This window comes from Rhizobium sp. USDA 4016, assembly GCF_056279705.1.
This window is the reverse complement of record NZ_JBWCCY010000002.1, coordinates 1,910,631-1,933,507: the sequence shown is the minus strand read 5'-3', so window position 1 is coordinate 1,933,507 and position 22,877 is coordinate 1,910,631. Positions and strand designations below refer to the sequence as shown.

General features: G+C 58.6%; 16 protein-coding genes and 4 pseudogenes. 10 read left to right on the top strand and 10 right to left on the bottom strand.

What is annotated here, in order from left to right:
- Positions 1 to 283: 283 nt before the first annotated feature.
- Positions 284 to 1,315, bottom strand: a complete 1,032-nt coding sequence (locus ACZ9DP_RS10245; protein ID WP_476201518.1) for an IS110 family RNA-guided transposase — start codon at positions 1,313 to 1,315, stop codon at positions 284 to 286.
- Between the two features lie 102 nt (positions 1,316 to 1,417).
- On the opposite strand from ACZ9DP_RS10245, the pseudogene ACZ9DP_RS10240 reads away from it, so the two are divergent.
- Positions 1,418 to 2,253: pseudogene (locus tag ACZ9DP_RS10240) on the top strand (SMP-30/gluconolactonase/LRE family protein).
- 458 nt (positions 2,254 to 2,711) lie between these two features.
- Here the strand turns inward: ACZ9DP_RS10240 and ACZ9DP_RS10235 are convergent.
- Positions 2,712 to 3,104: a HipA domain-containing protein gene (locus ACZ9DP_RS10235; RefSeq protein WP_476201516.1), complete on the bottom strand. Its 393-nt coding sequence runs from the start codon at positions 3,102 to 3,104 to the stop codon at positions 2,712 to 2,714.
- Positions 3,105 to 4,627: 1,523 nt separating this feature from the next.
- On the opposite strand from ACZ9DP_RS10235, the gene ACZ9DP_RS10230 reads away from it, so the two are divergent.
- Entirely contained in the window at positions 4,628 to 5,044 is a 417-nt protein-coding gene (locus ACZ9DP_RS10230; RefSeq protein ID WP_074071477.1) for a helix-turn-helix domain-containing protein, read from the top strand.
- A gap of 186 nt (positions 5,045 to 5,230) precedes the next feature.
- Here ACZ9DP_RS10230 and ACZ9DP_RS10225 read toward each other — a convergent pair whose 3' ends face one another.
- Positions 5,231 to 5,746 (bottom strand): hypothetical protein, encoded by a 516-nt coding sequence (locus tag ACZ9DP_RS10225; RefSeq protein ID WP_476201514.1) that lies wholly within the window; start codon positions 5,744 to 5,746, stop codon positions 5,231 to 5,233.
- 148 nt (positions 5,747 to 5,894) lie between these two features.
- Between ACZ9DP_RS10225 and ACZ9DP_RS10220 the strand changes: the two genes are divergently transcribed.
- Together ACZ9DP_RS10220 and ACZ9DP_RS10215 are read left to right on the top strand one after the other, a co-directional pair.
- Positions 5,895 to 6,482 (top strand): DUF4304 domain-containing protein, encoded by a 588-nt coding sequence (locus tag ACZ9DP_RS10220; RefSeq protein ID WP_476201513.1) that lies wholly within the window; start codon positions 5,895 to 5,897, stop codon positions 6,480 to 6,482.
- Between the two features lie 215 nt (positions 6,483 to 6,697).
- Positions 6,698 to 7,565: pseudogene (locus ACZ9DP_RS10215) on the top strand (3'-5' exonuclease).
- A gap of 217 nt (positions 7,566 to 7,782) precedes the next feature.
- Here the strand turns inward: ACZ9DP_RS10215 and ACZ9DP_RS10210 are convergent.
- Positions 7,783 to 8,697 carry a proline iminopeptidase-family hydrolase gene (locus tag ACZ9DP_RS10210; protein ID WP_194731480.1) on the bottom strand — a complete coding sequence of 305 codons (915 nt, stop codon included), beginning with the start codon at positions 8,695 to 8,697 and terminating at the stop codon, positions 7,783 to 7,785.
- Positions 8,698 to 8,802: 105 nt separating this feature from the next.
- Positions 8,803 to 9,585, bottom strand: a complete 783-nt coding sequence (locus ACZ9DP_RS10205) for a helix-turn-helix transcriptional regulator (protein ID WP_476201511.1) — start codon at positions 9,583 to 9,585, stop codon at positions 8,803 to 8,805.
- Between the two features lie 127 nt (positions 9,586 to 9,712).
- On the opposite strand from ACZ9DP_RS10205, the gene ACZ9DP_RS10200 reads away from it, so the two are divergent.
- The 5 genes from ACZ9DP_RS10200 to ACZ9DP_RS10180 are packed head-to-tail and all read left to right on the top strand — an operon-like array spanning position 9,713 to position 15,678.
- Complete coding sequence (locus ACZ9DP_RS10200) at positions 9,713 to 10,603, top strand: proline iminopeptidase-family hydrolase (protein WP_476201509.1); 891 nt, start codon at positions 9,713 to 9,715, stop codon at positions 10,601 to 10,603.
- Between the two features lie 51 nt (positions 10,604 to 10,654).
- Positions 10,655 to 11,593, top strand: coding sequence for an ABC transporter permease (locus tag ACZ9DP_RS10195; protein WP_239601138.1), 939 nt, complete (start codon positions 10,655 to 10,657; stop codon positions 11,591 to 11,593).
- Complete coding sequence (locus tag ACZ9DP_RS10190) at positions 11,590 to 12,441, top strand: ABC transporter permease (protein ID WP_283073562.1); 852 nt, start codon at positions 11,590 to 11,592, stop codon at positions 12,439 to 12,441. Before ACZ9DP_RS10195 ends, ACZ9DP_RS10190 begins: the two co-directional genes overlap by 4 nt.
- The gene (locus ACZ9DP_RS10185; RefSeq protein WP_239601134.1) at positions 12,438 to 14,141 is read left to right on the top strand and encodes a dipeptide ABC transporter ATP-binding protein; all 1,704 of its coding nucleotides are present in this window, start codon (positions 12,438 to 12,440) and stop codon (positions 14,139 to 14,141) included. Before ACZ9DP_RS10190 ends, ACZ9DP_RS10185 begins: the two co-directional genes overlap by 4 nt.
- Before the next feature lie 19 nt (positions 14,142 to 14,160).
- Positions 14,161 to 15,678, top strand: coding sequence for an ABC transporter substrate-binding protein (locus ACZ9DP_RS10180; RefSeq protein WP_476201507.1), 1,518 nt, complete (start codon positions 14,161 to 14,163; stop codon positions 15,676 to 15,678).
- 52 nt (positions 15,679 to 15,730) lie between these two features.
- On the opposite strand, the gene ACZ9DP_RS10175 is transcribed toward ACZ9DP_RS10180, so the two are convergent.
- Entirely contained in the window at positions 15,731 to 16,348 is a 618-nt protein-coding gene (locus tag ACZ9DP_RS10175) for a hypothetical protein (protein WP_476201506.1), read from the bottom strand.
- Positions 16,349 to 16,633: 285 nt separating this feature from the next.
- Complete coding sequence (locus ACZ9DP_RS10170) at positions 16,634 to 17,104, bottom strand: transposase (RefSeq protein ID WP_476201505.1); 471 nt, start codon at positions 17,102 to 17,104, stop codon at positions 16,634 to 16,636.
- 645 nt (positions 17,105 to 17,749) lie between these two features.
- Here ACZ9DP_RS10170 and ACZ9DP_RS10165 point away from each other — a divergent pair.
- Positions 17,750 to 17,917, top strand: a pseudogene (locus ACZ9DP_RS10165) (ABC transporter substrate-binding protein); the annotation flags it as partial.
- Positions 17,918 to 17,926: 9 nt separating this feature from the next.
- Here ACZ9DP_RS10165 and ACZ9DP_RS10160 read toward each other — a convergent pair.
- The 3 genes and pseudogenes from ACZ9DP_RS10160 to ACZ9DP_RS10150 all read right to left on the bottom strand — a co-directional run bounded on the left by ACZ9DP_RS10160 (position 17,927) and on the right by ACZ9DP_RS10150 (position 22,859).
- A pseudogene (locus tag ACZ9DP_RS10160) lies at positions 17,927 to 19,701 on the bottom strand (adenylate/guanylate cyclase domain-containing protein).
- 444 nt (positions 19,702 to 20,145) lie between these two features.
- Positions 20,146 to 21,816 (bottom strand): MFS transporter, encoded by a 1,671-nt coding sequence (locus ACZ9DP_RS10155; protein WP_476201504.1) that lies wholly within the window; start codon positions 21,814 to 21,816, stop codon positions 20,146 to 20,148.
- Positions 21,813 to 22,859: an HlyD family secretion protein gene (locus tag ACZ9DP_RS10150; RefSeq protein WP_476201502.1), complete on the bottom strand. Its 1,047-nt coding sequence runs from the start codon at positions 22,857 to 22,859 to the stop codon at positions 21,813 to 21,815. Before ACZ9DP_RS10150 ends, ACZ9DP_RS10155 begins: the two co-directional genes overlap by 4 nt.
- Between the last annotated feature and the right edge of the window lie 18 nt (positions 22,860 to 22,877).

Here is a 22,877-nt window from a genome sequence, read left to right as displayed (position 1 = left end):
TTGCAGAATAGGCAACGCGGCGTGAATGGACTGTTTGGATCGGGCCTCAGCGGCCATATTTTCTTCAGAGCTGTCCCGCGCCGGGAGCAGGGTTGTCTCCGCGGTCGACAAATGGTCGCCGCACAATGGGTCTTCGCAGGTAGGATCTTCCTATGTCGAGGGCGCAGTCTCGAACGAGCTGCAGCCCAGTGCAACGGAATGATCGAACCCACGTCCGCAGCAGGGGACGCTCAGTGCCTCAAATCAGATTTGACGCGCTGAGGGAAGAAGGCTGACACTTCGCTTATGCGGTGGCGCCAGCCAATGTGTTGAATACCTCTCCTGTTTTGAGCATGCTGTGCATGATGACCGCAAGCTTACGCGCGACCGCCACCGCAGCGCGCTTGAAGCCCAACCGCTCCCGCAGCTTAAGCCCCCAGCTCTTGAGACTGCTGTCGTTCCTGGCGCTGGTTCTTGTGAGGATCACCGTCGCCGCTTCATAAAGCAGTCCCCGCAGGTGGTTGTCGCCTCTTCGCGAGATGTGGCCATCATAATCGACCTCGCCTGACTGGTAGCGCCGCGTTGTAAGCCCGAGCCAGGCGCCAACCGAGCGCGACGTTCGGAAGTTGTCTGGATCTTCAATCGCGGCGACATAGGAGACCGCCGTGACGGCGCCGATCCCCGGGATCGTCATCAACAGCTGCGTGGCCTGGCTCTCCCGTGCCGCTGCGAGCAGCTGGCGATCAAGATCGGCGGCGCGCTTGCGGATGTCGCGCCACGCCTCAAGCAGAGGCAATATGATCCGTGCCAGGCCGTCATTCCCATCCAAGAGCTCCCGCACATTGCCATCAAACACCCGACCTTTTCCGTTGGGGACGATAAGACCGAACGTCTTCATCAGGCCGCGGATCTGGTTGCTGAGCTGGGTTGAGATGCTCAAGAGCTGATTGCGAGCCCCGACCAGCGTGCGCGTCAGCATGCTGTCGAACGATTTTACCCGAACCGCCTTGTAGAAGCCGGCTTCGGCCAGCTGCGCCAAGCCATCCGCATCATTGGCATCGGTCTTGTTGAGCGTCTCGTCCAATACCTTTTGCGCGTGCCGCGCTTCAATACAGATCGCCGGAATCCCCTCCGCCGTCAGTCCGTGATAGAACCACGTCGACAGCGGCCCCGTCTCGAATACGACGCGCCTGGCGTTTGGGGCGTGCTTGCGGATCATCTGCGCTAGAAGTTTTGGATCCGAAGGACACTTCCCCCGCCAGATCCGCTTCCCGTTTTCTCGGATCGAGATCGCGGTATCTTTCAATGAAACATCAAGCCCGATATATTGGTCCATGGTTGCTCTCCGTTCGATGCCTTGGGCCCGGTTCCAATCGTGAGCCCGTTTTTCCATCATATCGGGGGCAACCACCCCCGCCAGCCATCATCGTATAAATGGCTGAGGGTGATCGCGCCGCGATTACTCCATGTCGAGGGCCCGGTCTGGTTCGGTGACGCGGGATGCCTACTGTTCTCGGACATTCCGAATAATCGCATCCTTCGCTGGTCCGCGGGCGCTGGGGTATCGGTATTCCGAGAGCCGTCAAACTTTGCCAATGGCAATACGCGCGACAAGCAGGGCAGACTGGTGACATGCGAGCATGGAACGCGGCGGGTGACACGGACGGAACTCGACGGTTCCGTCACTGTAATTGCAGACAGCTACCAGGGCAGGCGGCTAAACTCCCCTAACGATGTGGTGGTAAAATCGGACAATTCGATCTGGTTTTCCGATCCGCACTACGGGATCATGACCGACTACGAGGGCTATCGTGCCGAGCAAGAACTGCCATGCCACGTCTACCGGTGGAGCCCTCCGGAAAAATCGAAGCCGTTCTGACGGATTTTGCCTGCCCGAACGGCCTGGCCTTTAGTCCAGACGAATCTCGCCTTTATGTTGCCGATACCGGGCGGATGTTCAGCTCAGATCCGCGACATATCCGGGTCTTCGATGTTGCGTCCAACGGCAGGCTTGCCGGCGGAGAGGTGTTTTGCGCCATCAATCCCGGATGCGCGGATGGTTTTCGGATCGATGGTGAAGGTAACCTGTGGTCTTCGGCAGCCGATGGGGTGCACTGCATCGCTCCAGACGGTCATCTGATGGGCAGGATCCTCGTCCCGGAGCTTGTGTCGAACCTTTGCTTCGGTGGTCGTGCAAAACATCAGCTCTTCATCGCTGCGACAACGAGCATTTATGGAATCGTCCTCAATCGAAGAGGCGCTCAAAATCCGTGAGTTCACCCGATCGCGCGATCAAATCTGAAATCGAACACGACGGTTTTCAGGTCGAACCTTTCAAGGCGATTTTGCTGGTGCATTTGTCTCGCACACCGCCGTTGAAGCTGCTTGTTACGCCCCGAACGACTTTGGAGGTTGCTAAAGCAGTCCGGTGGTGCAACCGACCGCTCATCGCCTCATGTCGACAAACCTGCCCCTGAAGATCACCGCAGCCAGTGCCCCTTCGAAGCTTGCGGCAGCCTCAAGAAGCCACCGGGGCACCCACGAATGCGAAATAGAGCCAGGCGACCGCAAACAAAACAAGCACGACAAGTACAATGAGAATCTTGCGAAGACGGGGATCTCGCTGACGGGGCGGCCTGGGCTTGCGAAACTTGATGACATTGTCGTCCATCACGCAGGCTTAGCGCGATTGCCGGGCGAAGTGCAAGTCGATCGAAATTCCGCCGCCTCTCTTAAAGCTGCGTCAAAGTCCGTCGGCATCTCTTGCGGCCCTCGTGCACGATCCGCTCCAGTACTCGGGCTGGATCACCAGCTCCTGTGACGATCTGCTGTGGAACATCTCCGCAGACCTGATCGACCTTGGCGGCAAGTTGGCCAACGCGCTTTACGGTCGATGCCGGGCTCAGCCCAGTCTCTTCGGCGAACGCTTTCCACTGCTTCCCATGTAAATCCGCCGCGAGAAAGCTGCCGCCAATATTTTGCGGCAGGTGTTGATCTACCCGGTCGTAGATTGCCGCGCAGATCAGATCGTAGGGCGCAAGCTTTGCAGTCCCGCCCGCACCGATCAGGACTGAGCAGTTCTTCGCCTGTGAGTCGGAATTGCAGATCAACACGTTAAAGATCACTGCGTCCAGCAGCCCCCAAGGCGCTCTGCGGGAGAGACGAGATCGGCGACGGCCTTAAACATCTGTGGTAGCGTGGCGCCGGATCCACCTGCCGCATTCTCATATTTCTGCGATGGGAAGTGACCGGTGAGCTGGCAAAGATCCTCCTGATGGAGCCTGCGGATTTGCAATCCCTAGGACTTGGGAAGACACTCCTTGTCGGCGACGAAGAAATGTCGGATGCCTGAGCGTCTCGAGCGCGTCGGACCATCGCGAAAGAGACCGATGGTTCAGAACTCTGCAGTGTCTGTATCGGGGTTCGTGGGGCGCTCTTTGCCTCTCATGGTCTGGGCGTCGCCAGCCGCTTCGGAAGAACCGGTTATATATCGGTGTGCCTGGGCGGCTCGAGTTCGTCTGCAGATCCTTGCCAGCCCGCCTGGAGTTCGCGACTGAGGGAAGACTACAACAAGCGGGAGTATGTGCCGACCAGCCAGAAGGTCGAAACCTATAGCAAATGCTTCTCATCGAAGTCGCGACAGCCAAGGTAAAGATGAAGAGGCCGTGCGTCGTCAAGAGATCGATAACGCCACCATGAGCGCTGCGGCCCAGAACAGGGCCGACAGTTCAGCTGCCACCATGAAACCAACAGCGGTATCGCTCATAATCTAAACCCTCCTTAGGCAACCTCCATTGCTGAAAGGAAACTATAGGGCACAGCTTGAGGTTCGGCTACCCAACGGGTGTCGACTTTTCCTCGAGCAATCGAATCAAGACCCGGCCGGGAGGGACGAGTTTCGCAGAACGCCTTCACGTAAGCAGGGAGTACATCAGAACGCCGACGGAACCCCAGAAAACAACCATCACGAGTGACATCGCAACAACGAAGATTTTAGCCATAGCGAAAACTCACAACCCTTTCGCGTACAAACATACTGTAGCTGCCGAGAGGTGGTATCGGCACGAAGTCTGAGAAACGGTCGGACTTTGGTCTGATATTCGCTCTTTACACCTGCCCAACCGGGCCTGACGGTGTTTCGGCGGGGCATTTGAGGCCCATCTCCATGAAGGACCGTGGCAAATCTGGCAGCCGCAATCCTAAAGGAAAGGGCCGGGCGACACGCGCACCGGCCCTTCCTGATCAATCGACGACGGCTGCCAGTACATCCGTGGTCAGCCGTCAGTACGAATTTGATGAATCCATGATAGCGTCTTCGACGAGAAGCGCTATTACCCATGGGTAGTACATTTGGCGGACGTAACGGTCACCACCCCACTGGCCGAGGGAAGGCCCATCGGAGATGGGCTCGGGAATGTCCTCATCGATGCCCGACGTTGTGCTCTGACCGCACACGCGCCGGTCGCAGCTATCCTGGGCGTTGAACAGGGCGGAACATTAGGCCGGGAGTGAAAGGCACGCCTGTCATTGAAGAGAACGGATCGGGCGATTGGGAGGGACACCTCTTCAAGAACTAGCTAGATTGGATCAATCGACAACGTTTCCACACTGGCACAATTTTAGTTCCCTGAGGCGCAAAGGAAAGATCATGAATAAAGCCGTTAATGCGAAGGAGCCAAGTGCAGTCGACATAGAAGTCGGAAGGCGAATCCGTATGCAACGACGGGTGCTTGGGATGAGCCAGTCAGCGCTTGCTGAACGGGTCAGTGTCACATTTCAGCAGGTGCAGAAATACGAGAAGGGAAGCAACCGGGTGGGGGCGAGCCGGCTTCAGGGCATTGCCGACTGTCTGAACGTGCCTGTTTCATTCTTTTTCGAAGGAATGGCCGGAGCGGATGAAAGTGAATCAGGTTTAGTGAAGGGCATGGACGATCTGACGGGCTTTATTTCCACCGCCGAGGGGCTCGCGCTAAACCGCGCATTCCTTGCTGTAAAAGACGCCCGAATACGGCAAAAGATCGTGGGTTTGGTAAAGTCGCTTGCGTCGCTGGAAGGCGACGACTGATACTCACGGATTCCAAGAATAGGATGCTTCCGGCCCATGGCGGCTGTGGGCTTGCTGTTCACTTCAGTTGTGAAAACCGACAACAGCAAGATGCGGTGGTTGGGCCGGAGGCGAGGCGACAGCCGGGCAATTGACGTGGCCTGGCCGCCATTCACGTAGTTTCCGCCGCTTAAGCAGGACCGATCATTAATCCTCACACCCTTTGATCCGGGCGACTTTGCCGCCAGGAGATAGACCGAAACGACAAACGACCGGCATGGCGGGCGTGTAGGTAGCGGTGCCCCTCAACTCGACGCGTGCCCCGTCCTTGGAAAAAGTCATTTCTGGCGTGCCTATGCTGTAGAAGCCACCTTTAACCAATTCCACGGAATGGACGATTTGGGCGTCATCTGTTTCAGTCGGCACTGATTTCCATTCCACCACGACGCGCGACGATACGTGCTCAAAGCCCTGGTTCACAACGATGATGCGGTAACTTCCTTCGCCGACGCCGTCTTCTTGCCAGTGTCCGCCTTCAACGACAGACACGACATTCGTGTCTACGAAGGTTTCGGCGAATGCCGCGTTTGCAACGAGCAGAAAAATGCCCCCACATAACCTCGGGATCGTTGGGTACGCGCCGCCGACACATTTGCCGTTCATCATCATCATCAACAACGCAAGAATACCTTTAGTACAAAGGCCTGATCCTAGCACGATCAAGACGCCTCGCGAACCGCGATTGCGCCTTGCCCGGCAGAGGATCCAAATCAGCCGCCGTCGACCACGTAGAGCAGCGAACTCTTGACCGTCGCGCCCGCCTCCTGTCTGCTGACCCTGCCATTCGACCCGAGTGAGGGGACGCCAAGAGGTGGAAAAGACCGACAAAACGATGGAGGACGCCGACAGAAATGCCATTAATGCATGGAAGGCTGCGCTCGATCCGACGACGCGCAAACGGGCGCTGAAGCTTCTGACGAAGGAGGTGGATGATATCTTTCTGCCGCTAGGCTTTGTCCGGAAAGGGGTCCGCTGGCATCGCACCGGCTGGTTCGCGACGACGTTTGTCGAGATCCAGAAGAGCCGCTATGGCGATGCCTGCTTCATCAACTTCGGCCGAGACGCGAGGGATGCCGACTGGCGCGCGCCGAGCTACCGCAACAACACGCATTGGCGAATCGCATCGCTCGCGCAGAGGGACGCCGCCTGCCGGCTCGACCAGCTTCCCTATGCCGAGCTCGATGGTGCTTCGGAGCTGCGTCTCGAGGTGGTCTTCCTCCTGCGCCACGGGGCAGCGCCCTTCCTTGAGCAGGCGCAGGGATTGTTTGGTTCTATCCTGCGGCCCCGGCGATCCGTTGAAGATGAACTCCGCCGCAGGCCCGCCGCTGTCTTCCGACGCGTACTGTCGGCGCTGCTGTTCGGTCGCGACGACAACAGGGGCGCCGGGAGCGGCCACTGATCTTTTCAGGCCTCAACTTTCTTCCTGATTTGTTCGAGCGGATGTCTTATAGCGACTTTGGCGGATGATGCAGTCCGGAGAACCATTTGAGAATTAGGCCGAGATAGCGAATGACGCAGCAGTTCGATCTGTTTGATGCTGACGGGGCAGCACCTGCAAAGGGCGCAGGCTCATCGACAAAACGCCATTCTCCGGCTGCGTTGAGGGAAGATGATATGGTGCGGCAACTCCACGAGACTGGCCGCTACCGTATCCTGAGAAAACTCGAGCCACGTTTGGTGATCACGGCTGCGCGACCCGGATTTCCGCTGAAAGGCGTGATCATCGACACTGAAACAACCGGCCTTAATCATCGCAAGGACGAGATTATTGAGATTGGCGCGGTTGCGTTCACATTCGATGAGACGGGAAATATCGGCGATGTCATCGGCGTCTATAGCGCTCTTCAGCAGCCCAGCATTCCAATCCCGGAGGAGATCACACGTCTCACCGGTATCTCCGACGACATGGTTGCCGACCAGATGATTGATCTTTATCAGGTTCGTGCCGTCATCGAGCCTGCTGATCTCGTAATTGCCCACAATGCCGGCTTCGACCGGCCGTTCTGCGAGACCTTTTCACCAATCTTTGCCGGAAAAGCCTGGGCTTGTTCAGTCTCTGAAATCGACTGGGCGTCGCGCGGCTTTGAAGGAACAAAGCTCGGTTATCTGATTGGGCAGGCCGGTTATTTTCACGAGGGCCACCGAGCGGTTGATGACTGCTTTGCTCTCCTTGAGGTTCTCGCGGAGAGTGGAGGAGAATCGGGACGAACACCTTTTGCCGAGCTCTACGAAGCAAGCCAGCGATCACGCGCCCGCATCTTTGCGGAAAACAGCCCCTTCGACATGAAGGATCAATTGAAAGCACGCGGCTATCGTTGGTCGGATGGCAGTGACGGCCGTCCGAAGTCCTGGTGGATCGAGGTTGCGGAAGACGCACTCGATGACGAACTCCGCTATCTGCGTACGCAAGTCTATCGCTGGGATGACGCAGATCACACCGATCAAGCGTCTCACCGCCTTTGACCGCTTCAGGGCGGCCTAACAACCGCTCGGTGCGCATCGCGCATGGCTGGACGGACGATCCGCGACTGGGTTTGCGCCGGAGCATCTGGCTAACCGACGAGAGAAACCGCGGTCCTGTGCCGCAGCTTCTGCCCGCAATCGCTCCTGCGAAGCGATCAAGGTTGTCCAAAAGTGCTGCGAGCCCGGGGCTTGCCAGCACACCGGCGCTGGGTCTGCGGCAACCTGCTTCGCGTCAATCAATCGTGTCGTCGCAAGAAAGTCGAAACCGTCTCCAGGCAGAGTGCCTTCTCTTCCACATGCGGCATGTGGCTCGACTGCTCGAAGAGCACCCATTCGCATCTCTCAATGCGGTCGACATAGGGCTTGACGACCAGCGGGGTCGCCTCATCGAACTTGCCCGAAATCAGCAGCGTCGGGGCCTCGATGAGCGGCAGCCTATCTTCGATCGTCCAATCCTTCATCGTGCCAATGACATGGAACTCCGTTGGGCCGTTCATGTTGCGGTAGACGGTGTTGTCTTCGTCCATGATGGCGAAGGTGCGGGCGACTTCCGGCGGCCAGGGTACGACGCGGCAGACATGGCGATCATAGAAGACGCGCGAGGCGGCGATATATTCGGGGTCGGTAATCGTTCCGGCCTGCTCGTGCTTTAAGAGCTTATCCTGCACCTCCTGCGGCAGTTCCTCGCGCAGCCGGTTGGCTTCAGAAACCCAGGTATGCATGTTGGCTGGGGAATTGGCGATGACGAGCGCCTTCAGGCCCCTCGGCCGGCGCACGGCATGTTCCGCGCCGAGCATGCCGCCCCAAGACTGGCCGAGGAAGGCATAGCGGTCGTGAATGCCGACCTGCTTCAGGAGCGCATCCAGCTCTTCCAGAAAGAGCGCCGGCGTCCAGAAATCCGGTCCTTTTTCCCGCAGGCGGGTGGAATTGCCGTTACCGAGCTGATCGTAGTGAATGACCGGGCGGCCGTCGATCTCGGTAATCCCGGTGAAGGAATCCACATAGTCATGGGTGCAGCCAGGACCGCCATGGGCCACAACGAGCGGCAGCTTGCCGCTGTCGAGCGAGCCGGTGATGCGATACCAGGTCTGATACTCGCGAAAGGGCAGAAAGGCTTCCTTCGACGCAATTGCGGCCACATGGATCTCCATTCAGATTCGAAGTGTCACAGCCGCCTTTGCGCGCCACGAGTGACACGCGACGCTGCGGCGAGCAATTGAGAAAGCATAGCGTGGTGCTTTAGAGCGCGGCAGCTATCACAAGTTATAGGATGAGCGCTCTTCCAGAAGGCGATAATGGGCGGCGCGAACCACGGCCTGCGTGCGGTTCTTGGCGCCGAGCTTCTTGGCGGCGGCGGTCAGATGCATGACCACCGTTGGCACGGAGCGATCGATGATGCGCGAGATTTCCTTGGCGGAGTATCCTTCGGCCGAATAGCGCAGGCATTCGCGCTCCCGTTCCGTCAGCCTGGCCTTGCCGACATGGAAGACGTCGGCATCGAAGAGGTTGTAAGCCGCTTCATGGAAGACATGGGCGAGCAGATTGAAATCGGCGATATAGCGCAGGGCGTGCCGCTCGAATTCTTTGTTGCCCCCGAAGCGGATGCCGGTGACTGTGGCATAGTCACCGCGCGGCATATGAATGGGCACCGTCACGCCGGTCGACATATCCCTTTCGCTCAGATAGCGGGCGACGGGCGCGGTGTCCTCGGTCATGAAGCGGCGGATCAGCGTGTCGGCGTCGGCATCATAGCTCCAGAAGAAGGGTGTCGAGGTGCGAAGTGCGACCTGCTGCACCGGGTCGATGCGGAAGTAGCCGCGGTTGAACCAGTAGTCATGCATGTCGCCGCAAATGTTGCGAAGCTTCAGCAGCGACGGAATCATGATCGCGCCGTCGAGATCGTAAGCCACCGGGGTATAGTCATATATCAGCGCTTCGAAGCCGATTGTCTTCATGGCCTCGAAGATCTGATCGATGCGGCCATCCAGTGTCTGATGAGCCGTAAACTGGCGTCTGATGGTTTCGATTTCGTCAAGCATCGGCTGACTCCGGCTCGTATTCCCTGGCGACCCTATCACTTCTTATAGCTGGCGCGGACCGTCGTTTGAGATAAAAATTTAGACATGCTCAAATATTGAGCAAGGAGAATCTTTGCCGGAGTGGTCAATGTGGCGTGAAATCGAACCCGAGGCGCGACACCAAATCGGAGTCGATGGCTATAAGGTCGTCGCCTATAGCTTCGGCTCCGGCCCCGAGACGATCTTTTGCCTGAACGGCGGGCCGGGACTGCCCTGTGACTATCTGCGCGATGCGCATTCCTGTCTTATCGACAGAGGCTATCGCGTGGTGGCCTTCGACCAGCTCGGCACGGGCGCTTCAGACCGCCCGACCAGCCCGGCGCTGTGGACGATCGGGCGCTATGTCGAGGAGACGGAGACGGTGCGCAAGGCGCTGGGGCTCGGCAAGGTGCACATGCTCGGCCATTCCTGGGGCGGTTGGCTGGCAATCGACTATGCGCTCACTTACCCTCAAAACCTGCAGACGCTGATCCTCGAAGATACGGTCGCGGACATGCCCCATCTCATTACCGAGCTGGAGCGGTTGCGCGCGGCGCTCGGCCCCGAGACGGTTGCCATGATGCAGAAGCACGAGGCGCAGGGCACCTACGACCACCCGGAATATCTCGCAGCCATCACTATATTGAACTACCGCCACGTCTGCCGGTTGCCGGAATGGCCGGCGCCGGTGCGCCGGTCGCTCAACGACTGGAACTTGGGGCCATATGGCACGATGCAGGGACCAAACGAATTCCTCTATATCGGCAACCTCAAGGATTGGAACCGTATTCCCGACCTGCCGCGCATCACCGTGCCGACACTGATCACCACGGGCGAGCACGACGAACTGACGCCGGCCTGCGCACTGAAGATAAAGCTCGCCATTTCGAATGCCGAACTCAAGGTCTTTGCCAATGCCAGCCACATGCCCTTTTACGAAAATCCCGGAGACTACTATCCAGCGCTGATCGATTTCTTGTCGCGGCACAGGCGGAACTGATGCAAAGAATGGCGACCGACATCCGAACAATACGGAGGCGCTGACATCACCATGCATCGCTATAGGTTCGTCCTCACCCGACCCTTGCAGTTTTTGCCCGTCATTTTCGGCATCAGCGTTATCACCTTCATTCTGGTGCGGCTGATCCCTGGCGATCCGGCACGCAACCTGCTCGGCTCGCGCGCCACGCCAACGGCGATCGCCAATATCCGTGCCCAGTACGGCCTCGATCAGCCTATGTGGCTACAATATCTGTATTTTCTTAAAAACCTCGCCAATGGCGAGATGGGCAAATCGATCCTCTACAAGATCGACGTGCTGAGACTGATCGTCACCCGCATCGAGCCGACTGTTGCGCTCGTTACCACCAGCGTCGTTCTGTCGATCCTGATCGCCGTGCCGATGGCAGCGATTGCCGCGCGCAATGCCGGCAAGGCGCCCGATCATGCGGTGCGTATCGTCTCTACCTTCGGCATCGGCTTCCCGCCCTTTTGGCTCGGGCTGATGCTCATCATCCTCTTCAGCGTCGAGCTCGGCCTGCTGCCGGTCTCGGGCTATGGCGCAACAATCGGCGACAAGCTCGCGCATCTGATCCTACCGAGCTTGACCGTGGCCCTGTCGCTCTCGACCGTTTTGACGCGCAGCCTCAGGGCGGCGATGATCGAATCTCTTAAATCCGACGTGGCGACGGCAGCGCGCGCCCGTGGCATGCCCGAACGCATCGTCTTCTGGCGCCATGTCGTACCGAATTCGCTGGTGCCGACCGTCAATCTTCTCGCGGTCAATATTGGCTGGCTCATCGGTGGCACCGTCGTCGTCGAGAGCGTCTTTGCGCTTCCCGGCATGGGACAGCTTCTCGTCCGCGCCATCTTCTCGCGCGACTATATGGTGGTCCAGGGCGTTGCCATGGTTTTCGCCTGCGCCACCGTGCTCGTCAATTTCGTCGCCGATATCGTCACCGTTGCGATCGATCCGAGGGTGAAGCTATGAGCGTCGATACCCTGTCTTCAGGCTCCGTCGGCTGGCGGACGATCTTCAGCAAGCACTTGATGCTTGTGACCGGCGCCGGCATCTTGCTGTTCTTCGTCCTGCTGGCGACAGGCGCGCCGGTTCTGGCACCCTATGACCCAATCCTTCACAACGGCGACGCCCGTCTGCAGGCGCCTTCGCTGCTGCATCCGTTCGGTACGGATAATTTCGGCCGCGACGTGCTTTCCCGCGTCATCTGGGGCACGCGGATCGACCTGCAGATCGCGCTGATCGGCGTCGCTTTCCCCTTTCTCATAGGCACCGCTGTTGGCACCATCGCCGGCTTTTTCGGTGGCATCGTTGATGCGCTGTTCATGCGGCTCGTGGATATCATCCTCGCCTTTCCCTTCCTGGTGTTGATGCTATCGATCATCGCCATCCTCGGACCGGGGCTCGGCAGCTTTTACCTCGCCATGGCACTGGTCGGCTGGGTTTCCTATGCCAGGCTGATCCGGGCGCAGATGCTGGTGCTCAAGAACAGCGACTATGCGATGGCCGCCGTCAGCCTCGGCTTTTCGCGGATGCGCATCATGTTCCGACACCTGCTGCCGAATGCGGTTGCCGGCTCGATCGTCTTTGCGATGTCGGATGCGGTGTTGGTGCTGCTCAGCGGCGCGGCCGTCAGCTATCTCGGCCTCGGTGTGCAGCCGCCGGTCGCCGAATGGGGTGTTATGGTGGCGGAGGGCCAGAGTTTTGTCACCACGGCCTGGTGGATCACCCTGTTTCCTGGGCTTTCCATCGTCTGCCTCGCTTTCGGCTTCAGCATGCTCGGCGATGCGTTCGGCGAACGGCTCGGAGTGCACGAATGAGCGCGTCCGTTCTTTCCGTCCGCGACCTGACCGTCAAAGCGCATCTCGACAGCGGGGTCCGCATTCTGCTCGATGCCGTGTCGCTTGATCTCGCAAAAGGCGAAATTCTGGGTCTCGTCGGCGAAAGCGGCTCCGGCAAGAGCCTGTTCTGCCGCTCGCTCGTCCGCCTCCTGCCCTCCTCGCGACTAACGATCGAGAGAGGCATCGTGCTTCTGGAGGGCCGTGATCTCACCGCCGTCAGCGATGCTGAGATGCTGAGCGTGCGCGGCAGCGAAATCGGCATGATCTTCCAGAACCCCACCAGCCATCTCGACCCAGTCATGCGCATAGGCGACCAGATCGCAGAAGGCATCCGCTATCATCAGGACCTCAATGGGCGCGATGCGCGCGCGGCCGCCGTCGAGATCCTGGCGCAGGTCGGCTTTCCGGATCCCGTTCGGCACTTTGACAGCTATCCGCACGAATTTTCGGGCGGCATGCGCCAGCGCGCGATGATCGGCGTGGCGCTTTCCTGCAATCCGAAAATCCTGATCGCCGACGAGCCGACGACGGCGCTCGACGTGACCATCCAGGCACAAATTCTCAACCTTCTGATGGATCTGCGCGACAAGCGCGGGCTGTCCATCATCCTCATCACCCACGATCTCGGCATCGTGGCACAGACGTGCGACCGTATCGCCGTTATGCGTGGTGGCAGGCTGCTGGAGGAAGGCCCGAAGCGGGCGATCCTCTCCCGCCCGAAAGACCCCTACACGATCAATCTGATCCAAAGCCATCCGTCCATGCCAGAGATTGGCGTCTCCGCCGGGAGCGAGACCGCGCGCTCGGCAGGAGCGTTGAAGCCGCTTCTTGAGATCGACGACTTGCACGTGCGCTTTCCTTCCGGCGGCAGGCTCTTGAAAGGAGCTGCCGCCAAGACCGTCAACGCGGTTTCCGGCGTCAGCCTGCAGATCATGCCGGGCGAGACGGTCGGCATCGTCGGCGAATCCGGTAGCGGCAAGAGCACGCTTGCCCGCGCCGTCCTCGGCCTGACGCCGATCTCTTCCGGCCATGTCAGTTTCGACGGCATCGACCTTACCCAGCAGAGGAGGGCGGGACTGGCTAAGCTGCGGCGGGAGACGGCGATGGTCTTCCAGGACCCGTTCAACGCGCTGAACCCGCGGTTGACGATCGGCCAGACGCTGGCTGAGGTGCTGACGGTGCAGGCCACGGTCGCCAAACTCGACATTCCAGCACGCATCGGCGAATTGCTCGACCTCGTCGGGCTCGACCGCGAATTCGCACACCGAAAGCCGCGCAGCATGAGCGGCGGCCAATGCCAACGGGCCGGCATTGCGCGGGCACTGGCTGTAAATCCGAAGATGATCGTCGCCGATGAATGCGTGGCGGCGCTAGACGTGACCATCCAGGCGCAGATCATCGGCCTGTTCCGGGATCTGGCGGCCAAGATGGACCTGACGTTGATCTTCATTGCCCATGACCTGGCGATTGTGCGCCATCTCTGCACACGCACCGTCGTCATGTACCGCGGCGAGGTGGTCGAGGAGGGGCCGTCCGAAGAGGTTTTTTCGCGGCCGAAGCATGCCTATACCGCCGCGCTGATCGCGGCGATCCCAGATATCGATCCGGATAAGCCTCGGTTCAAAGGTGTCGAGCCGACGCCGGGCGAACCGATCCAATCCATCAAATGCATGCCATAACAACGAAGGGAACGACATCATGACAATCAGGTGGAAATCTATCGGGCTTGCCGCCTTCGCCGCTGCCCTCACCCTCAGCGCCAGCTATGCGGAAGCGGCCGGCGTTCTGACGATCGGCCGCCGCGAGGATTCGACGACATTCGACCCGATCAAGACGGCGCAGAACATCGACAACTGGGTCTTCTCGAACGTCTATGACGTGCTGGTGCGGGTCGACAAGACCGGCGCCAAGCTGGAGCCTGGCCTTGCCGAAAGCTGGACCACCTCGGACGACGGCCTGACCTATACATTCAAGATCCGCGATGCAAAATTCTCGGACGGAACGCCGCTGACGGCCGAAGATGCCGTCTTCAGCCTCCTGCGCATTCGCGACGACGAAGGCTCGCTCTGGAGCGATTCCTACAAGGTGATCGACACTGCGGTCGCGACCGATCCGCGCACGCTGACCATCAAGCTGAAGAACCCCTCCGCGCCATTCCTTTCAACGCTCGCGCTTCCGAACGCCTCGGTCATCTCCAAGGCGGGCATGGAATCCCTGGGCGCTGACGCTTATGCCGAAAAGCCGATCGCTTCCGGCGCTTTCACCGTGGATGAATGGCGACGCGGTGACCGCATCATCCTCAAGAAAAACCCGAATTTCTGGCAGGCGGATCGGGTGAAGCTCGACGGAGTCGAGTGGATCTCGGTACCTGACGACAATACCCGCATGTTAAACGTTGAGGCGGGGGAACTGGATGCGGCGATTTTCGCGCCGTTCTCGCGCGTCGAGGAACTGAAGAAGGATCCGAACCTCAACGTGCTCACCGATCCCTCGACCCGCGAGGACCATCTGCTGATCAACCACGCCCATGGCGATCTCGGCAAGAGGGAAGTGCGCCAGGCGCTCGACATGGCGATCGACAAGAAGGCGATCGTTGATGCCGTCACGTTCGGACAGGGTACGATCGCTAATTCCTACATTCCGAAGGGCGCGCTCTATCACTATGCCGACAACCTGCAGCGGCCCTACGACCCGGAAAAGGCCAAGCAAATGCTGGCGGATGCCGGCGTCTCCAACCTGACGCTCACTTATCTGCTGCGTGCCGGCGATGAAGTGGATGAGCAGACGGCCGTGTTGATCCAGCAGCAGCTCGCCAAGGCCGGCATTACCGCCAATCTTCAGAAGGTCGATCCCAGCCAGGAATGGGATATGACTGTCAACGGCGACTACGATATTTCGGTCAACTACTGGACCAACGACATTCTCGACCCGGACCAAAAGACGACCTTCGTTCTCGGCCACGACTCCAATAACAACTACATGACCAACTACAAGAGTGATGCGGTGAAGGACCTCGTCGCCAAGGCGCGTCAGGAACTGGATCCGGCCAAGCGCGCGCAGATGTATTTCGATCTGCAGAAGATGGCCAAGGAAGACGTGAACTGGATCGACCTCTACTACAGCCCCTACATCAACGTCGCGCGCAAGAACGTTGAGAATTTTTACCAGAACCCGCTTGGCCGGTTCTTCCTGGAAGACACCGTGAAGAACCAGTAGTTGTTGTATTCATACCTCGCGGCAGGGGGTCGCGCGCGCGACCCTTGGGCTCTTACGTGACATCAAAGCGCTCGAGCATCTTCTTGAGCTGCAGGTTCTGTGCATGAAGCCGTTCTGCCAGTAGCCTCTTGAGCCGCTTGTTTTCTGCATCAAGTGTAGTTACCTCCTCGAGGGAAACCGCATCCCGAGCCGTTACGGCTTCCACGCTTCGGGGCTTGTTCCTCCTCATCGCAACATGCGCGGTCGCGCGGAGGGGACCGCGCTTAACACGCTTTCGAGGAGTGTCGCTTGATGTTCGCTTGGGCTGAAACACCGGCGGGCTCTCCTGCACCGGTTCAACAACTTCGGCAGTCGCAACAGTCGTCTCACTTTGCTTTGGCACGTCGACCTTTGCGCCGTCACCTAATGATGTCGATGCTCCCGCAACGCTGGCCTCGCCTGCGTGTCCGCCAGCAGAGCCCGAGTTCATCGTATCAGACGCTATGTCTTCTCCGCCCTCGTCAGGCCTACCAGGTGCCGCATTTGAATTGAACAGATGCGGCGCCTTGTCTTCCGCTTCACGAACCAAAGCCTTGAGATCGGTATCACCCCAAATTGAGTTCGTCCGCGCCTTCGTCTGTCGTCGACCCGACTTGAATTCAACAACGAATTTCCGTTGTGGCGTTTTCATATGGTTTCAACCTTGAGCAAATCGCTAAATAGCAGGCGCCGATCAGCGCGACTGCGTTCCTGCTGGCGAACCCATATATCGCCTTGCCGCGCGCTTCAACTGGCCAGTGTCCGAGAGAATGACGATAATTAGCGCCAAAATCCCGTCGCAAACGGTCATTTGAACAGGAGACATTTGCTCCCGCGATCGCTCTCCTCAACGGAGAGACTGGAGGCGACCAAGCCTCTGGAGTTAAAAAAGATCAGGCGGCCAATCGAGAAGATGACCGCCTGCGCCGTTCTCAGATCAATCCAGCCCGAGCCTCTTGCGCAGCTCCGTATTTTCCGAGCGCAATTTTTCCGCCAGAAGCTTGCGAAGCTTCTGGTTCTCTTTTTCGAGCTGAACAAGATCTGGCAGCTCATCGCCGGCCGGAACAGGCTTTGCGTTCCTTTGAACAACGGGCGTCGCGGTCCGTTTCCAGTTATAGTAGGTTTGCTCCGATATGCCGGCACTCTTGATCGCATCCTTGAGGGTGCTTTTGCCCTCGGTGATTGCCTTTTCGATCAGCTTGAGCTTGCCGGTTTTTTCCTGTTCGCTATACGTCCTGGGCTTGGCGACCTGCGACTTTGCGGCACTTGCCTTTGCCGCGGCTCGCGCCGGTTCGACGGTCGTCTTCTGACGCTGTGGTGGCTTCTGCTTCTTGGCAGCGGGTGCTTTTGCCTCTGCATCCGTCGCCTCAACTGCAGCAACCGGTCCTGTGGTGTTCTCGTTGGCCATCATTATTTCCTCTCTATTCGATCGCCTGTTTTCGGCTGAGTGAACTCCAGAGTCAACACTACCGCCAGTCTCCTCATTTGCAGTCGTTGAAGATGGGGAGATATTCTGCCGGCGATCGCTGCGCGACTGGCGCTTAAACTTCGATCATCATGAAGAACGCGCATGCTTTTGCTTAGGGTATATCGCCCATTGGCGACGTCGTCTCCTGATTGCTTCCTCGACTGGTGTGAGATCTCTGACAAGCTCGAAACGCAGAATTATCTCCGCAGCAACCGCGAGCCATCGTGGAAGTTCGCGACGGAATACGAATTAGCCAAAGCGCGATTATGCTAGCGGTGAAACTCTGACGCTTGGTATGCGACACAGACTGCCGCTTGAGATCTGTTCCAGCCGCCGATCGGAAATACCCGGCAAGAGGCGACCGGTACCCGAAGTAATCCCAACTTGGTCGGAAAGGTGTTCACGTTCGTCGATTCAAGCCTGCTCGGAACGTTGCGGGCCGGCGCTCGTGATTTTGGAGATTAAGCCACATGGCTGAAAGGTGACTGAAGGCTTGGGCTGCTAGTGTTGTCGTCGCATCGTGGAGGAGAGACACGAGCCCGTGTGTTATTGGCGATGCTGAAAACCATCAGGAGGATATAGTCTATGCGTTGTACACGCGCGCTTTTTCACACCGCTGCCGTTTCCGTCTTCCTTGCTGGCGCCGCTATAACAACCGCGAATTCGGCCAATGCTGCTGACAAGATCACGATCATGGTCGGCGGCTATGAAAAGCAGATCTATTTGCCGGCAGCGTTGGGAGATGGGAATGGATCAGAGCGATCAGACCGCCAGTCCTGCCCTCCGGAGACCTTCAACGCGATGGTTAAAGTCCTGGGGGTTTCTGAATGGAAGGACGCGGCGGCGGCGCTCGATAGAGAAGTCAGGGTTTATCTGGAGCGCCGTCTCCCAAGCCTGTCGACTTTCCTCCAGCCGGCCTAGGTGGCCGTAACATGACGCAAGCAGCGCATAGGCGGTCTCCGATTGGGAGTTTCGTGCGAGGCGCTGCTTGATCGCAAAAATTGCCTGCTCATACTCGGCGAGAGAAAAGCGCGCATCGGCGAGAAACTGGAGAAGAACTTCCGGATAGTGCGGGTCCAAGCGCATGGAAGCATCAAGTGTCTCGAGGGCATCTGCGGGATCGCCGGAGAATATCTGGATATGGGCCATCAACATGAGGAGTTCGGCGGAGTTGGGCGAAAGCGCGAGGCCTCGTTGCGCTTCTGTCAGCGCCCTCTCCAGTTCCCGATTCCACATGCAAGCCATCCCCAGTGCGAAGTGGCCGTCGGGCTGTTCTTGGCCATTTCCACTGCCTGCTGCGCGAGTTCCAGTCCGAAGCGCAGTGAGTCCTCCGGATCGGTGCTCCAGGCGTTGACGTAGTCGAGCACATGGGTGAAAGAAATGAGTGCCTGGGCAGCAACATATCCTGGATCGATAGCGATGGCGTCGGACGCCAAGCTGCGAGCTGCGACATTTCCGGTTCGTGTATGTGCGGACGCCTGCTCCCGCCCACGCAAAAAAAACTCATATGCCTGGACATTGACTGCGCGCGCCCGAGTTAGCCGATCCTGAACGCCACGCGTGAGGTTCAGTTTGAGCGCGGCCACGATCTCCTGTGTGAGTTCGTCCTGAACCGCAAAAATGTCGGTCAGGTCACGATCATACCGGCTGGCCCAGACATGTCCGCCGCTGCTTGCATCGATCAATTGCGCTGTGACACGAACCCGGTTGCCGGCCTTGCGCACGCTGCCCTCGAGCACGTAGCGGACGCCAAGCGCCCTGGCCATCTGTGGCACAGAGGCTGCTGCATTCTTGTATACGAAAGACGAGTTGCGGGCGATTACGTGCAACTCAGACAGCTTCGAGAGGTCGGTAATGATGTCCTCGCTGATGCCGTCGGAGAAATATTCCTGTTCGGCATCGCCGCTCATGTTGTTGAACGCCAATACGGCAATGGAGATTTTATCGAGATTGGCCGCAGTCAAAGGCATTTCTGTTGCGGGCGGCGGCGTTTGTACCGCCGCTGGGGGGACCGTTCCGATCTGGAGGGAATAGACCCGCATCGGCTCTGAAATATTTTTCAGATGGAGCTGGCCGAGATCAGTCACCGCAAAATCAAGCCGCGCTTTCACCTGGCGGTAAGCATCTTCGGAGAGATAGATCGTGCCGGGCTTGGCAATTCCTTCTAAGCGCGCAGCGATGTTGACGCCGTCGCCCATTAAATCGCCGTCGCTCTCCTCGACCACATCGCCTACGTGGATCCCGACCCGGAACTCGATGCGCTGCTCACGCGACACGCCGGTATTGCGATCGATCATGGCCGTCTGCACCTCGATCGCGCAGCGCACAGCGTCCACGACGCTACGGAACTCGATAAGAATTCCGTCCCCGGTGCGCTTGACCACGCGGCCATGATTGACGTCGATAGTCGGGTCGATCAGATCGCTGCGCAGCGTCCGCAGCCGCGCTAGGATGCGATCCTCGTCCGCACCGGCAAGACGGCTGTAGCCGACTACATCCGCAACTAGGATCGCCGCAAGTTTTCGCGTCTCGCTCATAGCTCCAGTTCCCGTCGATCCAGATTAGCACATAGGCCAGAGAATGCCTCAGCATAGGAGCGAATTTATATGAGGTTTAGAGGTGAGGGGGGCCGTCAGTTCGAGAAAATTGCGCCTAAGGTCTGCGGCGAGCGGATTGATCGCGCGAGCAACCCGCCCCTACTCCGTTTAGCGGGCACGGATGTGGCGACCGCCGAGGGAGCAGACAGGCTTCGCAGTGACCGCAGTTCCTTGATGACCGGCGCCATGCGCCCGAACTCCACTCACACAATCTGGAGTAGTGGATCCGGACGCCGAAGCGTTGGCGCATTTGCCAACGAATTGCACTCATTTCAGCGAGGGTCGTCGGAGTGACCCTTCCCGAGAAGTTGGGCTTCGGCATTGGCGGCACTCAATGAGGACTTACAGTAGGTCGTATGACGATTTCGCTCACATCAACATCGCCTAGCTGGTCGTCTGCATAGGCTTGAGCGCCGATTCCAATTCCTCTGCCGGCATGGTTAGGGTCTTGCTGCGGGAACCGAGAGCCCTGCCGATTATAATTTTCAAGGTGATCAGGACCGGCGCCGCGGCAATGAAGAAAAGGGAAAGAGTAAGAAATGCGGTGTCGAAGGCGATGATGCTCGCCTGTGCAGTCACTTCTCTTGTGAGGATCTGCACAGCAGCTTTAGCAGCGACGCTCAACTCCATCCCATGCGAGGTGAGGCTATTGGTCAGCAGGGCAAGTCGTTCGGTTACAGCCATGCGGCCCGGGACGATGTATGTGGCGATGACGCCCTTATTCAAAGCCGTTTGGTGATCGAGAAGCGTCTGCATGACTGCCACGCCGAAAAGCCCCCCGGTCTGGCGGCCGACATTGAAGAGCCCAACCCCGTACGCGATTTGCGGCCCCTCAAGATCGAGCAACGTGATCAGCGTGATCGACAGAAAGAGGAAACCTAGCGCAAGACCACGCAGGAGGATGGCCGGCATCAAGTCCGAAAAGCCGCTTTCGCCGTTGGAACCGGATAGCATCCACATGGCTACGATAAAGCCGAGGATACCGAAAGGTACCGTGATGATCGGTGGGAGCTTGCCCCGCCTGACCAGGAAGGTGGTTAGGAGGAGTGCGCTGATGAACATCAGTGTGCTGGGAAGCAGCAGCATGCCCGCTTCAGTCGGAGTCATGCCAAGGACGGAAATGGCGAAGGACGGTATGAGATAGGCGCTGCCGAACAGCGCGAAACCGGCTGCAAAGCTTGCGATGAAGCCAAACGCAAATCCGCTGTTCCGGAAAATCGCAAGATCAAGAATGGTATCGGAGCCCGTCGCGCAAAGCTGAAAGGCTATGAACAAGAGCAAGGATACGACGCCCACGAGCAACAAGTGCACGATCATCGGCTCTTCCAACCAATCCCAACGGCTGCCTTGATTGAGGACAAAGGTCAGACAAAATGCGGCGATGGTAAAGAGCACTGCGCCCAGCCGGTCTAGTCTAACTGCTCGTGTCTGCGCATCAGCGCCAAGATCCGTCGACGCAAGAAGTGCCAGCGCCGACAGGCCGATTGGCACGATGCTCAGGAATATCCATGTCCACGACAGGCTGTCGAGCAGCCACCCCTGCATGTAGGGCGTGAGCGTTGCAGGGGCGACCACCGCTCCGAAGGCAAAAAAGCATTGAACGACAGGCTGAAGCGAACGGGAGAAAGTCTGGAACAGCAATGTCTGTCCGCTCACCAGGAGCGCTCCTCCGGCGAGCCCTTGAAGAAGTCGCAGAACGACGAGGGTATCGAAATTATAAGTCAATGCGGCCGCTCCACAGACGAGCGTCATGATCCCTGTCGCGGCGCGAAGGCACGTCTGTGATGAAAGCCTGCCCATGAGCCAGGGGGTCAGCATAAAGGCGGCCAGCTTGGCGGCCGTATATCCAACTTCCAGCAGCGCGAACTGGTCGAGGGTTGCGTGGGTATCGCCGATCATGTCGAGCCGGGCCGTGGACAAGGCCGTGCCGGCCACCGCCTCAGTGAGCGCGGCGAAGACAATGCCGGCAACAACAAGCAATGTCGGCATGGTTCCGTGGGAGGCTCTGGTGTTGACCGGTGCGACTTGCTCCGGATCGATGACCACAAGCTTCATGACGTCTCCCCCTCTTCTACGGTGCGGATCGATACACGGGCAGAAAGACCAGGCACGAGGCGCACCTGCGATGGGATACTCGTTAGCCTGATCTTGACTGGCACGCGCTGAACGACACGAACGAAATTGCCTGTCGCGTTGTCCGCCGGGATCAGACTGAAGGCAGCGCCGCTCCCGGGCGCGAGGCTGTCGACAGCGCCCCGAACCTCTGCATGGGGGTAGCCGTCAACGGAGATACGCACCGGCTGGCCCACACGAATATGCTCAAGTTCAGTCTCCTTGAAATTGGCGACGATCCAAACGTCATGGATAGGGACGATGTCGAGCATCGGCGTTCCAGTGGTGACAAATCGGCCAACACGCACCTGACGATTGCCGACGACGCCGTTCACCGGGGCGCGCACCGTCGTGTTGTCGAGATCGATCTGAGACAATGTACGAGCAGCCTCAGCTTGAGAAAGCGCTGCTTGGGCAGCATCTCTTTGGGCGGCCAGAACGTCCAGCTTTCTATGCTGGGCCTCAATTCCAGCTTGTGCGGCGCTGACAGAAGCGTCAGCTTGGGCGATGCCCGCTTCGCTTTCTTCGAACTTTGCCTGGCTGACAGTGCTGGCGCGTATTAGCGAGCGATAGCGGTCGAAACTCTGCATCGCCAGTGTCTGAGCGGCGAGTGCGGATTTGAGCTGGGCTTCACTTTGAGCGATTACGGCTTTTTGGAAGCGTGTCTCGGCTTCCAGATTCACGAGAGCAGCCCGGGCGGAAGCAACATTGGCATCTGCCTGAGCCAGCCGAGCCCTGTAGTCCCTATCGTCGATACGAAAGAGAATATCGCCTGCCTGGACCATGGCATTGTCGGTAACGCCCACCTCAAGGACATAGCCTGCGACCTTCGGCGCCAGAGACGTGATGTCGGCCCGGACATAGGCATTGTCGGTTGCCTCCTCAAAACGGCCCGTTGTCACCCATTGCCATCCCCAGGACCAAGAAAGCCCCGCGATAAGGGCAGCCAGAGCTCCCAGAGTTCCGATTTTCATCATGTGTCGCATCTGTGGATCCTAACTGGT